Genomic DNA, 16083 nt, shown 5'->3' on the forward strand with positions numbered 1-16083 from the left:
TTTCATTAGTTCACTGAACTAGATTATTTTTTAAGGTTGTAGAATGATTTCAATCCACGGTATTCAGCTACTTCACCAAGTTGATCTTCGATACGAAGCAATTGGTTGTATTTAGCGATACGGTCTGTACGTGAAAGTGAACCAGTCTTGATTTGTCCTGCGTTTGTTGCAACTGCGATGTCAGCGATTGTTGAATCTTCAGTTTCACCTGAACGGTGTGATACAACGGCAGTGTAACCAGCTTCTTTCGCCATTTCGATAGCGTCGAATGTTTCAGTAAGAGTACCGATTTGGTTAACTTTGATAAGGATTGAGTTAGCAGCACCTTCTTCGATACCACGTGAAAGGTAGTCAGTGTTTGTTACGAAGAAGTCGTCACCAACCAATTGAACTTTACCACCAAGACGTTCAGTAAGAGCTTTCCAACCGTCCCAGTCGTTTTCGTCCATACCATCTTCGATAGTGATGATTGGGTATTTGTTTACCAATTCTTCAAGGTAGTCGATTTGTTCAGCAGCAGTGCGGACAGCAGCTCCTTCACCTTCGAATTTAGTGTAATCGTAAACTTTGCGTTCTTTATCGTAGAATTCTGATGATGCACAGTCAAATCCGATAAATACATCTTTACCTGGAACATAACCAGCAGCTTCGATAGCAGCAAGGATTGTTTCTACACCATCTTCAGTTCCGTCGAAACGAGGAGCGAATCCACCTTCGTCACCTACGGCAGTTTCCAAACCACGTGATTTAAGGATTTTCTTAAGTGCGTGGAAGATTTCAGCACCCCAACGAAGAGCTTCTTTGAATGTAGGTGCACCAGCAGGTACAATCATGAATTCTTGGAAAGCGATTGGAGCATCTGAGTGAGATCCACCATTGATGATGTTCATCATTGGAGTTGGAAGAACTTTAGTGTTGAATCCACCAAGGTAGCTGTAAAGTGGGATTTCAAGGTAGTCAGCAGCAGCGCGAGCTACAGCGATTGACACACCAAGGATTGCGTTTGCACCCAATTTACCTTTGTTAGGAGTACCGTCAAGAGCGATCATAGCACGGTCGATAGCTTGTTGATCACGTACATCGTAGCCGATAATAGCTTCAGCAATGATGTTATTTACGTTGTCAACAGCTTTTTGTGTACCAAGACCACCGTAACGAGATTTGTCACCGTCGCGAAGTTCAACTGCTTCGTGTTCACCAGTAGAAGCTCCTGATGGAACCATACCACGTCCGAAAGCACCTGATTCAGTATAAACTTCTACTTCAAGTGTTGGGTTACCGCGTGAGTCTAGGACTTCGCGAGCGTAAACATCAGTAATAATTGACATTTTTTACTCTCCTTTGAGTTAAATTATTTTACACCTCTATGATACATCAAAAAGATACCTTTTTCAAGAAAAAACGTTATCTTTGTGCAAATTTTCCTTAAGTTTATTAAGTAATCGCTTTCTTTTCCGCCTTATCTATAGACTTTTATGATATACTATATTTATGACTGATGTATCAAAACAAATATTAGAAAAAGCTCATGGCGGGCTTAAATTAAATCCAGACGAACAAAGACGTTTTCTTGGTACCTTTGAAGAACGTGTTCTTGGCTACGCTGAACTCGCTACTGCGAATGATGACAAATTTCAAAAAGGTTTTTTGACTATTTTGGAGACTTTAAAAAAAGAAACTGAACCTCTGTTTGTCAAGATTTCTCCTCAAGTAGTATTTGAAAAACAGGTCTATTATTTAAAACAAGCCAAAGGTGCTGACTGCCAAGCAACCATCGTTTCTGAAGATCATAACTCTTCTCCTTTCGGACTGGTTATCCATAGCGATGTTCCGGTTCAAACAAGTGAAAAAGACCTCAGAAAGGCCTTTTCAGACTTGTGGCAAGAGAAAGAGACGAAAGCTCCTACTTCTCTCTGGAAAAAATGGTTTGGTTAACTCTATCTCAAAGACATGATTCGTGCGATACTTGCAGCTGTATCTTCTAGATAAACAGCTGCTTTTTTTAGACTCTCTGCTAACGGTTCGCTTTTTTCTAGTATGGAAAAAGCTGCGACTATATTCTCAAATGGTAAGGGTGGTAAATCCTCTGATAAACTACCACAAATAGCAATAACTGGAACACCATTTGGTGTTCTTTTTGCTACTCCGATTGGCGCCTTGCCAGCCAAACTTTGAGTATCCAACCTACCTTCACCAACGATAACTAGGTCTGTATCAGTAACTTTTTGATCGAAGTTTATCAAATCCAAACAAGTTTGAATACCAGATACAATCTCTGCTCCAGCGAAGGCACACAAGCCAGCTGCAATTCCACCGCCAGCTCCAGCACCCTCTAATTTTGATATTTCAGGTGCGACTTTACCATAAAAGTTTTCAATAGCAATATCAACGTCTTGGAAATTAGCAGGGTTTAATCCTTTTTGTTTTCCAAATGTATAGGTGGCTCCATGAGGTCCACAGAGAGGATTGGACACATCCGCTAAAATTTTGATACGAACATCTGCAGGAACAGATGAGGCTTTATCTATCGAAATATGACTAATTTCAAACAAGGACTGGCCACAAGCCTCCAGTTCAATTCCATTTTCATCATAAAATTGATATCCGAGTCCTGCAGCAATTCCAATTCCACCATCGTTACTAGCCGTACCACCGACACCAACGTAGATATCTTTGATTCCTTGTTCTATCAAATGAAGAATAAGTTGACCAATTCCCTTTGTTTGAATCTCTAGAGGATTTCGTTTTTCAAAAGGAATTTTAGCAAGACCTACTAAATTTGCAACTTCAAATAGAGCTAATTCTCTTTTTTGAAAGTAAGACATCAAAACCTCATCACCAAAAGGTCCAGTTACCTGGACTCTTTTTTCTTCCAAACCTAGAGAACTTTTAATGGCGTCTACTGTTCCTTCACCTCCATCACCAACAGGTAAAAGTAGACATTCAGCATCCGGTATCACCCTTTTAAATCCTCTTTTTATAGCTTCTGCTACTTCGTTTGCAGGAAGACTCTCTTTGAAAGAGTCCGGCGCGATAACAACTTTCATTTTGATTCCTCTTTCTATCTAAAGGAAGTCTATCATTTCCAAAACTTTCCCAAAATCTCTCTCATCTACCTGAAAATTTATTTCCTTTTTCACAATATCCTTGGCACAAAAGGCTATTCCAAGTCCTGCACTTTTAAGCATTTTTAAGTCATTAGCTCCATCACCGATTGCAATCGTTCTATCAAATGGCACTTGTAATTCTTTAGCCCACCTTATAAGTCTTTCTTCTTTAACTTCTCTGCTTATAATAGGACCAATTAGATTGCCAGTTAAATGTCCATCTTTGATTTCCAGTTGATTAGCAGTATATAATGAAATCCCTAAATCTTTTGCTAATCTTTCTACAATAGTGGTAAATCCGCCTGATACTAAACCGACTTCTATCTGATTTTCTTGAAGAACTTTAATAAACCGGGCAGCGTTTTTACTAAGGTGAAGTTCATGATAAATCTTATCGAAAACATTGATAGAGAGACCTTTAAGAAGGTTAACACGTCTTTTTAAACTTGCTTCAAAGTCTAATTCTCCTCTCATAGCTTGAGCTGTTAGCAGGGCTACTTCTTCTTCGCACTCTGCCTCTTTCCCTAATAAATCAATAACCTCTTCTTCTATCAAAGTTCCATCTACATCGAGCACACAGAGACCTCTAGCTTTATTCATTTATTCCCCATACTTTCATCATCTCAAAAAATCGTATGAAAGCATCATACGATTTTATTTATTTAATTTGCTAAGCTGTGATACAAATCAAGATAAGACTGACAAGCTGTATCCCAAGAGAAGTCACATTCCATAGCTTGGACTTGAAGTTTCTTCCAAACATCTGGATGATTATAATAGACATCCAAAGCAGTTTGAAGAGCCCAGTTAAGCCAGTATGACATCAAGTTGTCAAAACTAAATCCTGTACCCGTTCCTTCAATTGGATTAAACGGTTGAACAGTATCTCTCAACCCGCCTACCTCATGAACAAGTGGTAATGTTCCATAACGCATAGCCATCATTTGAGAAAGTCCACAAGGTTCAAAACGACTTGGCATAAGGAAAATATCACAGGCTGCATAAATTTCTTGTGCTAGTTTCACATCAAAGGTAATATTGGCAGAAAGTTTATCTGGGAATACTTGACCAAACCATGAGAAGGCTTGTTCAAAACCAGGATCACCTGTACCCAAGAGAACAATTTGAACATCTTCTTGAAGCATGCGATGCAAACCTTCAACAACGACATCAAAACCTTTCTGTCTTGTCAAACGCGACACAATACCAATCATTGGAACATCGGGACGAACTGGAAGACCAACTTTTTCTTGAAGTTTAGCTTTATTCTGAGCTTTTCCTGATAGATCAGACTTGTTAAAATGGTAATCCAACAAAGGATCCGTCTCTGGATTATAAAGATCCGTATCGATTCCATTTACAATACCAGAAACCTTACCAGACTCCATTCGAAGAATTTGATCCAAACCACATCCAAACTCTGTTGTCATGATTTCATAAGCATAGCTTGGCGATACAGTAGATACACGATCTGCATAGAGGATACCAGCCTTCATCCAGTTCAGGCAGTCATTCCAGCGAACTGTACCATCTGCATAGCGCTCAAATCCAACTCGGAACAAATCCCAAAGCATACCTTCAGAGAATTGCCCTTGGAATTCCAAATTATGGATCGTTAAGACAGTCTTAATGTTTTGATAGTCTTGGATCCATCTGTATTTTTCCTTCAACAAGAAAGGAATCATAGCTGTATGATAATCATGAGCATGAAGAACATCAGGAATAAATCCAATACGCTCCATAGCCTCCAGAGCCGCAAGTTGGAAGAAAGCAAAGCGTTCACCGTCATCGAAATCACCATACACATGACCACGGAAGAAATAATACTGGTTGTCAATAAAGTAGAAGGTAACACCATTTAAAACAGTCTTCTTAATGCCACAAAATTGTCTACGCCAACCAACGTATACTTCAAATTGAAGAACATCTTCAATTTGATCACCAAACTTGGCTTCCACCATGTCATAGTATGGCAGGATAACAGCAACTTCATGACCAGCTTTAACTAATGATTTTGGAAGAGCCCCGATAACATCTCCTAAGCCACCTGTTTTAGAGAAAGGGGCTCCTTCAGCTGCTACAAATAAAATTTTCATGAAAGAATGTCCTCTGTTATTTTTTCACCTTTTTTGATGACAACAGGATTTTCTGCTGTACCACGAATAACAACTCCATCAGCTACTTCAGCACCCTTATCAATAATTGCATACTCAACTTGAGCGCCTTCACCAATGACAACACGAGGGAAAACAATAGATTCTTTAACTAAGCTATCTTTATGAATTTGAACATTACGAGAAATAACTGAACGAACAACTTTACCTTCGACAATACTACCAGAAGCAAACTGCGAAGTATTTACTTCACAACCAGGTGCATAATAAGTTGGTTCTTCGTTTTTCACCTTTGTATGAATCTTTTGATTTGGAGAGAACAAAGAGTAGAATTTATGCTGATCAAGCATATCAATATTGGCTTGGTAGTAGGTTTCTACAGAATGAATATTTGCCAAATAACCAGTATACTCGTAAGCAAAAGCACCTTCTTTAGCTGCCAAATCACGAAGAACATAGCGAAGTTTTTCTGGATGTTCTTTCTGAGATTCTTCTTCTAGACGTTCAATCAACCATGGGGTATCAACGACAAAGATATCGGTAGACATATTGTAAAGATTTTGGTCTGATTTTTTATCAAAGAGCTTGTGAGAAAGCACATGGTCAGTTTCATCAATATCTAGGATAGCATTTACTTCTGAAATATCCTTTTTAGGTAGTTTCTTATAAACAACCGTAATAGGAGATTTTGTAGTATTATGCAAATGGAAAACCTGAGTAAGATCAATATTTACCAAAACGTCACAGTTCAAGGAAACCGTTTGGTTAGATCCAGAACGTTTTAAATAAGTCAAGAGTTGTTGATAATACTCTTTACCAACAGTACTACTTTCCACACGAGTATTGTAGATTCCAAGATAGTAGTGGCTAAGAAGGGTATTCAAGCCCCATTCACGTCCTGAACGAATGTGGTCAAATACAGAGCTGATGTTATCTTGTTGGAAGATTCCAAAGACACTTCGAACACCAGCATTTGCTAAACTTGAGAGTGGGAAGTCAATCAAACGATACTTTCCTCCAAATGGCAAACTTGCCACTGGACGGTTACTTGTCAAGGTTGACATATCATGGAAACCAACGGTATTTCCTAAAATCGCTGAATATTTATCAATCTTCATCTGTTGCTACCCCCACTACTTCGTTATATCCGACTACTTGTACTTCTTCTGTACCATCAATTTCTACACCATCGGCAATAATTGCACCTTCACCGATGATTGCACGTGTAATTTTAGCACCTCTACCGATAACTGCTCCACTCATGATGACAGAATCAACAACTTCTGCTCCCTTACGAACTTGAGCAGCTGTAGAAAGAATGGAATGTTTTACAGTACCATTCACGTAACATCCATCTACTACTAGAGAGTCTTCTACTTGAGCAAATTCTCCAAGGTAGTTTGGTGGAGCGATAAGGTTACGAGAATAAATTTTCCATTGACGATTTCGGCTATCTAGAGCATTTTCTGGAGAGATGTATTCCATATTTGCTTCCCAAAGAGATTCGATTGTACCAACATCCTTCCAGTATCCATTGAACTCATAAGCATAGACACTTTCACCTGTCTCAAGATAATTAGGAATAACATTCTTACCGAAGTCAGACATATCTAGGTTAGCCTTTTCAGCAGCAACTAGCATGTTGCGAAGTCGTTTCCAGTCAAAGATATAAATCCCCATTGATGCCTTGGTTGATTTTGGTTGGGCAGGTTTTTCTTCGAATTCAACAATGCGATTATTAGCATCTGTATTCATGATACCGAAACGACTAGCTTCTTTTAGTGGTACATCCAAGACAGCTACTGTCAAGCTGGCATTGTTATCCTTGTGTGATTGGAGCATATCATCATAGTCCATCTTGTAGATATGGTCTCCTGAAAGAATCAAAACATACTCAGGGTTAATGCTATCGATATAGTCAATATTTTGGTAAATCGCATGACTTGTACCTTCAAACCAACGATTTCCTTCACTTGCAGAGTAAGGTTGAAGGATAGAAACACCTGAATCAATTACATCAAGACCCCAACTAGAACCATTACCAATGTGGCTGTTGAGAGCTAGTGGTTGATACTGTGTGATAACCCCAACATTGTGGATACCAGAGTTGGCACAGTTAGAAAGAGCAAAGTCAATGATACGATAGCGCCCACCAAATTGAACAGCAGGTTTTGCAATGCTTTGAGTGAGTTTACCGAGTCGAGTTCCTTGCCCACCGGCAAGGATTAAAGCTAGCATTTCATTCTTCATTTTCTACTCCTTTTTGAGATTTATTTGATTCTTTTTTAGCGGGTTTCAAGCGACGTTTGATTTTCCAGATACTTGCCCCCATAGCTGGCAAAGTAAAGGTCAATGTCTGCTCATAATCCTTCCATAACCCTTCTTGAGTTTGAACAGTTTGGTTGTGTTCTTTCCAAACACCTCCCCATTGTTCCAACTCTGTATTCCAAATTTCTTCATACACACCTGCAACTGGCAGTCCAATTGTGAAATCAGGTCGTTCGACTGGTGCCATATTAAAGACACAGACTAGCATCTCGCCTTTCTTTCCTTTACGAATAAAGGAAAGAACACTCTGATCTCTATTATCTGCATCGATAATTTCAATTCCATCATAGCTTGTATCAATTTCCCAAAGACAACGGTGGTCCTTATAAAGTTGATTCAACTGAGATGTGAAGTATTTCATCTTGGCATTCATTGGATCTTCAAGGTTTGACCATTCTAATTGCTCTTCTGATTTCCACTCTAAGAATTGACCGAATTCGCTACCCATAAAGAGCAATTTCTTACCAGGGTGGCAAATTTGATAAGTATAAAGGTTTCTAAGGCCTGCAAATTGATTGTAACGATCCCCCCACATCTTATGCATCATACTCTTCTTACCATGTACAACCTCATCATGTGAGAATGGTAGGAGATAATTTTCATTAAAGACATACATAAAACTGAAGGTTACAAGGTTAAAATCATACTTGCGGTAAATTGGATCTTCTTCGTAGAAACGTAAGATATCATTCATCCATCCCATGTTCCACTTGTAGTCAAATCCAAGACCACCCATCTCTTTCGGACCTGTTATTTTAGTTGCCGAAGAGCTTTCTTCTGCAATCATCATGACATCAGGGTGAGCTAGCTTAATAACAGTATTTAAACGCTGAAGGAAATAATAGCCTTCGTAGTTAAGATTTCCACCGTCTTTATTTGGTGTCCAAGGTGCATTATCATAATCAAGATAAAGGATATTACTTACGGCATCTACACGGATACCATCTAAATGATAAAAATCAATCCAGAACTTAATGCTAGAAATTAGGAAAGATTGTACTTCGTTTTTACCTAAGTCGAAGTTTAATGCACCCCAACCATAGTTATGAGCTTTGTTATGGTCTTGATATTCAAAAGTCGGAGTTCCATCATAGTAGGCTAAGGCATCATCATTGATTGTAAAGTGACCTGGAACCCAGTCAACGATAACACCGATATTGTTTAAATGACACTCCTCAACAAAGTCTTGAAACTCTTCTGGTCTTCCGTAAGAATGTTCTAAACCGAAATATCCCATAAGTTGATAGCCCCAACTTAAACCTAGCGGGTGAGCCATCAAAGGCATAAACTCTATATGAGTGTAGTTCATTTCAACTAAGTAAGGAATCAACTCTTCTTTTAATTGAGCAAAACTATATGGAGTTCCATCTGGATTTCGTTTCCAGGAACCAGCGTGTGCTTCGTAAATATTAACTGGTCTTTCGAAGAATCCCAAACGTTTTCTACGAGCTAACCAAAGTCCATCCTTCCATTTCTTTTCTGGAATTTCTGTTAACACAGCCCCTGTTCCTGGACGTGCTTCATACCGAACAGCTAAAGGATCAATCTTCATAAGCTGATGACCGTTAGCCCGTGTGATATGATATTTATAAATCTGACCTTCTTGGGCAAAAGTTGTAAAAACTTCCCAAACTCCAGATTCGTTTCGAACCATAGGGATTTGATTTTCAACCCAATTCGTGAAATCACCGACTAGATGAACAGCCTGCGCATTCGGAGCCCAAACACGGAATGTGTAACCCCATTCCCCGTCTTTCTCCTCACGATGTGCGCCCAAATAGTGCTGAAGATGGAAATTTTCGCCTGTTGTAAAAGTTCTTAAAGCTTCTAATGTATCCATAAATCCCCCTTTATATTGTAAGCGTTTTCTATATTTCTATTATACTATCTTTTAAGAAAACTTTCAACCAATTTCCGAATTATCATAAATATTTTTTAGAAAATCTTCAAGTAATTATCTTGACATTTCTTAAATTTTCAGTATTTATTGATATTCTACCTTGATAAAAGTTTTTGAATCATTAAATCACTTACAATATTTTTTTCAATGCTAATTTTGCAAAACAGATACTTAAAAAACTTAACGTTATTTTCATGAATCAAACTTTTTGTTCGGATAAAGTATCTTAAGTACAATTTTATCAAATTTTCTGAAATTTTCAACTATTTTTGGTAATATTCCCATATTTTTTATTAGGACAAATTTATATAGAAAAAAACTCAAGATTAATCTTGAGTTTTATTTTTTTAAACTAAAACATTCATAACTGCTACACTCACATTATCAAGAGTGTTTTCTTGGTTTGAACGGCTATTAGTGATTCGCATTTCAAGGTTTCCCGCATTTTCATAATAGTGGGATTCTCCTTTAGCATTAAAGACCACTAAGTAATGCTCGTCATCTTCCTGAATTTCATAGACAATCCAGCCACTATTTTCAATAGCAGTGTGAACAAAGACGTGACGGTATACTTCCTCGTATGTAGGGTATGAAAAGGCACTACTCTTTGTTTTAAGACCTATAATCTGACGAATAAATTCAATACTATCCTGACGCTCATTGATTAAGTCCCAGTCTACCTGGTTAACAGCATCTGGAGCATTGTAACTGTTCATAGCACGTTCGCGATCATCATGAGTCAACTCACCGTTTTCACCTGTAGGAACCAGTTTGGTACGTCCAAACTCTTGACCAAGTTCCATAAAGGAGATACCTTGCATGAGTAGATTCATTGCAGTTGCTGTTTCTACCTTTTTCATGATACTTGCTTGGTCTTCTGTTGGATGAAGTGTCGCTAATAAATCATGCAAGTTATAGTTATCATGGGCTTCTACATAGTTGACAACCTGGTTAGGGCTTAGATAAGAGCCTAGTTCACGACTACCAAGGATAGCTTTGGCAACAATTGGCTCAGTGGCAGCACCACTTACGAAGCCTGATTTGATATCACCATAAACTTCAGCACCCTTAATCGCATTACGTTGATCATCATTGAAGAAGCCAATATTAGGTAACTGATAGGCATTGTCTTTCTTAGCCTTATCATAAGGAGCAAGACCAGTTCCCATATCCCAACCTTCTCCATAAAGGATGATTTTAGGATCGACTTCATCCATAGCCCAACGAATCATCTGCATCGTTTTAACATCATGAATTCCCATCAAATCAAAACGGAAACCATCAATATTAAATTCATTTACCCAATAAAGAAGGGAATCAATCATGTACTTACGGAACATTTCGTGCTCACTAGCAGTCTCATTTCCTACACCAGTACCATTTTGATAACTTCCATCGCGGTTCATTCGGTAATAATAGTCTGGAACGGTTGTTTGGAATGGGGCATCAACAGTTGAAAACGTATGGTTGTATACCACATCCATGATAACGCCGATTCCAGCATCATGATAAGCTTGAATCATCGTCTTCAAATCGCGGATAACTTGACCTGGATCATTTGGATTCGTAGACATGCTGGTTTCTGGTGCATTGTAGTTTTGTGGATCGTAACCCCAGTTGTAGGTCACATTTCCATCTGCATCATACTCTTTGTGACGATCAGCAATTGGTTGCAGTTGAACATAGTTAACACCAAGTTCCTTGATGTAGTCAAATGCAGTAGACTGACCGAAGTGATTGACTGTTCCAGTCTGGGCAGCACCCAAGAATGTTCCTCTTAATTCTGGAGCAACACCAGAAGTTTCAGACTTGGTCAAGTCACGAATATGCATTTCGTAAACAACCGCTTGACAAGAATTTTCCAATCGCCAAGTTGCTTCCGTTCCATTCTTAACCTCAAAACCTTCAACTTGACGTTCTTTCTCTGAAAGAATCGCTGAACGTTTACCATCTGGACTGGTAGCAATAGTATATGGATCACGTGTCAATGATTGATGATGCGGAAAATTAATCTGATATTGATAGGCACGACCAGCAAGACTTTCAGGAACTGTCAAATTCCAAACGCCAATTGTATTATCCTTGTGACTATATGAATAACTGTTACCACGTTGCATTTCATAAGTATTTAGGATAGCCGCATCATTACTTGCTGATTCATAAACTACAACTTGTACAGTTGTTGCTGTTGGCGACCAAAGTTTAAAGCTTGTTTCTTCTTCAGAAACCTGGCATCCCAACTCTCCTTGGTAACCCCAGTGGTGATCAAAACTAGCACTGTTAATCGCTTTATCAAAAGCAAATGGATTTTGATCTTTATAGTGTGGACTTGCAATGGCTGGGTTTTCAGAATAATAAACGGTGGCATCTCCATCTAAAATCCAAATTTCTGTTAAGAGTGGATAATGATTGAATCGGATAGGATATTCTTTGCTTACTCCATCTTTATCAACTGTAAACACCATTTGTTCAAGAGGTGTTTCACTTGATTGGGTAAATGAAAACTTATCTCCAAAGTATTCTTGCTCTTTAACAAATTCTACTGAATCAGCTGGCCATTTACTAAAGTTGCAACTCTGATATGCTTCATCCTTACGATGATAATGAATAAGTACAGGATAGTTGTACATGTTTTTCCCTAATTTCTAATTATAAATTTATATAGTAACATTTCTTGATTAACTTATTTGGATAGAAGCAAGAAATGATAGATGATTATTCTAGACTGTATATTCCTTACAAACTCTCAAGCCAAGCTTCATCTCGAATTTCAATTCCCAGTTCTTGTGCTTTTTGGAGTTTGCTTCCTGCATCTGCTCCTGCTACTACAAGGTCAGTCTTCTTCGATACGCTACCCGTTACCTTGGCGCCAAGATTTTCGAGCTTACTTTTGGCTTCCGAGCGAGTAAGACGTTCGAGTTTCCCTGTCAATACAACAGTTAGACCTGATAAGGCAGCATCTGCTGCAACGACCTGTCCTTTATAATCTAGATTAACACCTAATTCTTTCAATTCTCTTAAAAGAATTTTTGCACCCTCGGTCTCAAAATAAGATTGGAGACTTTGAGCAATGACACTTCCCAGACTTTCGATGCCTGCTACTTCTTCAGGATTTGCTTGAGCAAGTGACTCGATTGAATGGAAATGTTGTAAAAGCAACTGACTTGCCTTGCTTCCAACATGACGAATCCCTAAACCAAACAAAAGTTTTTCAGCAGAATTTTCTCTAGAAGCTTGAATAGCCTGATAAAGTTTTTGAGCTGATTTCTCCTTGATGCCGTCTAACAAGAGAAAATCTTCAACTGTCAAACGATATATATCTGCAACATCTTTAACTAAATTGGTGGCAAATAATTTTTCTACGATTGATGGACCAAGGCCAGAGATATTCATGGCATCACGGGATGCGAAGTGAATTAGACCTTCCTTGATTTGAGCTGGACAACGTGGGTTTATACAACGAAGAGCAACCTCATCTTCAAAGTGTAACAGCTTGCTCTCACAACTTGGACAGTTTGTTGGAATATCTAGTTTTTCCTCTGACACACGCTTAGACTCTACCACTCGTAAAACAGCTGGTATGATATCGCCTGCCTTGTAGACAATGACTGTATCATCCTTGCGGATATCCTTTTCAGCAATATAGTCGACATTATGAAGCGTTGCACGACTAACTGTTGTTCCTGCAAGTTGTACTGGTGTCAGATTAGCAGTCGGAGTTACAACTCCAGTTCGTCCTACTGTCCAATCAACAGAAAGAAGTTTCGCTTCTTTTTCTTCTGCAGGGAACTTATAAGCGACTGCCCACTTAGGCGCTTTTACTGTAAAACCTAACTGCTCTTGACTAACTAGGTCGTTGACCTTAATCACGACACCGTCGATATCATATGGCAATTGGTCTCTTTCTTGACCTACTTCTTGGATAAATTCCCAAACTTCGTCCATGCTATGGGCTAATAGTCGTCTAGGGTTAACCACAAAGCCTAACTGTTCCAGATGATTTAAAACCTTCTCTTGGCTGTCTCTAGTTGAAGGACTCGCTTCCTGATAGAGGAAAGTTGCAAGATTACGCTTAGCAACTACTCCTGTGTCTAACTGGCGAAGGGTTCCTGCAGCAGCATTTCGTGGATTAGCAAACTCTGGCTCACCGTTTTCTTGACGAGCAAGATTGACTTGATTGAAAGAAGCTCTTGGCATATAACATTCACCACGAACAGTGATATCTAATTTCTCTGGTAAGGATAAAGGAATGTCCTTGACACGTTTGAGATTTTCTGTGATATTCTCACCGACTGAACCATCACCACGAGTAGCTCCAGCAACAAAAATTCCTTGCTCATAAGTCAAGGAAATCGATAAACCATCAATTTTTAACTCACAGATATAAGTAACGTCATCCAATTCTTTACGAACACGCGCATCAAAGGCATCGAGCTCTTCACGAGAAAAAGCATCCTGCAAACTATAGAGAGGATACTGATGACTATATTTTTTAAATCCATCTAGAATCTTACCGCCGACGCGATGGGTTGGACTATCTGGCAAGACTTGCTCTGGATGAGCTTTTTCTAACTCTACCAACTCACGATAAAGACGATCATACTCACTATCAGATACAGATGGGTTATCACTTGTATAATACTCTGTCGCATAGCGATTGAGCAACTCAACGAGCTCTTTCATTCTTTCATTCATAGAACCATTTTACCATAAAAAGGACTATAGAAACAATACAGAAGCTCTAAAAAAGAGAATGAGAAGGATATTTCTATCACTTCTCATTTATTTTTATTTTTTACGATTCAAAATAGCGTTCAAAATAATGGCTACAGCACTCGCAATGACAATACCATTTGAGAAGAACATTTGTAATTCTGTTGGTAGAGTATTGAAGAGGTTGCTTCCGTTTAATCCAACCCCAGCAGCAATAGAAATTGCTGCAATGAGGAAGTTATGTTCATTATGTTCGAAATCCACACGAGATAATATCTGCATCCCTTGAAGTGAAACGAAACCGAACATGACGAGCATGGCTCCACCTAGAACAGGGCTAGGGATAATCTGTGCCAAGGCACCAAACTTAGGCAAGAGACCAAGTAAGATGAGGAAACCACCAGCGTAGTAAATCGGTAAACGTGTACGAATTCCTGATAATTTAACCAAACCTACGTTTTGTGAAAATCCTGTATAAGGGAAGGTATTGAAAAGTCCACCAAGTAAAACAGCAAGACCTTCAGCACGATAACCATTACGGAGACGAGTGCTATCGATTGGATCTTTAGTAATATCAGAAAGGGCAAGATATACACCAGTTGATTCTACCATTGATACAGTAGCGATAATACACATCATTACAATAGAAGAAATCTCAAATTGTGGAGCACCAAAGTAAAATGGAGTTGGGATATGAACAAGTGGAGCTTCTGCTACTGGAGAAAAATCAACCAAGCCCATAGTCGCAGCGATGATAGTACCCGCAATTAGACCAATCAAAATTGAAATAGATTTAATGAATCCTTTTGTAAAGATATTAACCAAGAGAATGATAAGAATAGTGATTGTTGCTAACGCTAGACTTTGTCCCGTTGGTTTTTCGACGTTATTTCCCATATTTCCGATAGCTACAGGAATCAAGGTTAAACCGATTGTTGTAATGACAGAACCTGTTACGATTGAAGGGAACAGATTAGCAATCTTAGAAAATACGCCTGCTACAAGAACGACATAAATACCAGAAGCAATCAAGGCCCCAAACATAGCACCACTACCGTGACTTTGTCCAATCATAATAAGTGGAGCAACAGACTGAAAGGCCACACCCAGAACAACCGGTAAACCGACACCGAAATATTTATTTAATTGTAACTGCAATAGAGTTGCAACACCACACATAAAGATATCTGTAGAGATAAGGTATGTCAGTTGTTGAGGTGAGTAACCTAGGGCACCTGCAATCATGATTGGTACCAGGATTGAACCTGAGTACATAGCAAGTAAGTGTTGCAAGCCCAATACAGCCGCTTTTGAGTGGTTTTCTTTTTGATTCATTAGATTTCTGCCTCCTTGAAGATAACTCTTCCATTTTCAAAACGCTCTAAACGAGCAAGTGATACTACCTGATGACCTGATTTTTCTATCAGTTCACGACCATCTTGGAATGATTTTTCAATTACAATCCCGACGGCCTCGACTGTAGCACCAGCTTGTTCGATAATCTGAATCAAACCTTTAGCTGCTTGACCATTAGCCAAGAAATCATCAATAATTAATACTTTATCTCCTGGAGATAAGAACTTCCCTGCAATGGATACGGTACTAGTAACTTGCTTAGTGAAAGAATAAACCTCAGCAGTTAAAATTCCTTCATTCATGGTAATATTTTTTGCCTTCTTAGCAAAAATCATAGGTACATCTAATTGTTCTGCAACATATAGAGCTGGAGCAATTCCAGATGCTTCAATGGTTACGACTTTGGTAATACCTGCATTTTTAAAATATCCTGCAAAGGTGCGGCCAATCTCGCGCATTAACTTATAATCAACTTGGTGAGTTAAGAAAGAATCCACCTTAAGAATATTCTCACCTAGAATATTCCCATCTTTTAAAATACGTTCCTCTAGTAATTTCACAATAA

Annotated in this window: 12 protein-coding genes; 1 reads left to right on the top strand and 11 read right to left on the bottom strand. The window is 38.7% G+C overall.

The window, feature by feature from the left end; translation table 11 throughout:
• Positions 1 to 23: 23 nt before the first annotated feature.
• Positions 24 to 1328: a surface-displayed alpha-enolase gene (eno, locus tag ACESNQ_RS01645; protein ID WP_225750274.1), complete on the bottom strand. Its 1305-nt coding sequence runs from the start codon at positions 1326 to 1328 to the stop codon at positions 24 to 26.
• A gap of 163 nt (positions 1329 to 1491) precedes the next feature.
• Between eno and ACESNQ_RS01650 the strand changes: the two genes are divergently transcribed.
• Positions 1492 to 1935 (top strand): DUF1694 domain-containing protein, encoded by a 444-nt coding sequence (locus ACESNQ_RS01650; RefSeq protein WP_036757561.1) that lies wholly within the window; start codon positions 1492 to 1494, stop codon positions 1933 to 1935.
• A 2-nt stretch (positions 1936 to 1937) separates the two neighbouring features.
• On the opposite strand, the gene ACESNQ_RS01655 is transcribed toward ACESNQ_RS01650, so the two are convergent.
• From ACESNQ_RS01655 to ACESNQ_RS01700, 10 genes are all read right to left on the bottom strand, one after another.
• On the bottom strand, positions 1938 to 3047 hold the full coding sequence (locus ACESNQ_RS01655) for a glycerate kinase (RefSeq protein ID WP_373074499.1): 1110 nt from the start codon (positions 3045 to 3047) through the stop codon (positions 1938 to 1940).
• Between the two features lie 18 nt (positions 3048 to 3065).
• Complete coding sequence (gene serB, locus ACESNQ_RS01660; protein ID WP_373074501.1) at positions 3066 to 3707, bottom strand: phosphoserine phosphatase SerB; 642 nt, start codon at positions 3705 to 3707, stop codon at positions 3066 to 3068.
• Between the two features lie 62 nt (positions 3708 to 3769).
• Entirely contained in the window at positions 3770 to 5203 is a 1434-nt protein-coding gene (gene glgA / locus ACESNQ_RS01665) for a glycogen synthase GlgA (protein WP_373074503.1), read from the bottom strand.
• The gene (gene glgD, locus ACESNQ_RS01670; protein ID WP_373074505.1) at positions 5200 to 6339 is read right to left on the bottom strand and encodes a glucose-1-phosphate adenylyltransferase subunit GlgD; all 1140 of its coding nucleotides are present in this window, start codon (positions 6337 to 6339) and stop codon (positions 5200 to 5202) included. The genes glgA and glgD overlap by 4 nt, the downstream gene beginning before the upstream one ends.
• Positions 6329 to 7471 (bottom strand): glucose-1-phosphate adenylyltransferase, encoded by a 1143-nt coding sequence (locus tag ACESNQ_RS01675; RefSeq protein WP_004253502.1) that lies wholly within the window; start codon positions 7469 to 7471, stop codon positions 6329 to 6331. Before ACESNQ_RS01675 ends, glgD begins: the two co-directional genes overlap by 11 nt.
• The gene (gene glgB, locus ACESNQ_RS01680) at positions 7461 to 9389 is read right to left on the bottom strand and encodes a 1,4-alpha-glucan branching protein GlgB (RefSeq protein ID WP_074324143.1); all 1929 of its coding nucleotides are present in this window, start codon (positions 9387 to 9389) and stop codon (positions 7461 to 7463) included. The genes ACESNQ_RS01675 and glgB overlap by 11 nt, the downstream gene beginning before the upstream one ends.
• 407 nt (positions 9390 to 9796) lie before the next feature.
• Positions 9797 to 12079, bottom strand: coding sequence for a type I pullulanase (gene pulA, locus ACESNQ_RS01685; RefSeq protein ID WP_373074508.1), 2283 nt, complete (start codon positions 12077 to 12079; stop codon positions 9797 to 9799).
• 106 nt (positions 12080 to 12185) lie between these two features.
• Complete coding sequence (gene ligA, locus ACESNQ_RS01690) at positions 12186 to 14144, bottom strand: NAD-dependent DNA ligase LigA (RefSeq protein ID WP_373074510.1); 1959 nt, start codon at positions 14142 to 14144, stop codon at positions 12186 to 12188.
• 93 nt (positions 14145 to 14237) lie between these two features.
• Positions 14238 to 15497 carry a nucleobase:cation symporter-2 family protein gene (locus ACESNQ_RS01695; protein ID WP_373074512.1) on the bottom strand — a complete coding sequence of 420 codons (1260 nt, stop codon included), beginning with the start codon at positions 15495 to 15497 and terminating at the stop codon, positions 14238 to 14240.
• On the bottom strand, positions 15497 to 16078 hold the full coding sequence (locus tag ACESNQ_RS01700; RefSeq protein WP_373074514.1) for a xanthine phosphoribosyltransferase: 582 nt from the start codon (positions 16076 to 16078) through the stop codon (positions 15497 to 15499). The genes ACESNQ_RS01695 and ACESNQ_RS01700 overlap by 1 nt, the downstream gene beginning before the upstream one ends.
• Between the last annotated feature and the right edge of the window lie 5 nt (positions 16079 to 16083).

This window comes from Streptococcus infantis (assembly GCF_964243025.1).
Classification (GTDB): domain Bacteria; phylum Bacillota; class Bacilli; order Lactobacillales; family Streptococcaceae; genus Streptococcus; species Streptococcus infantis_N.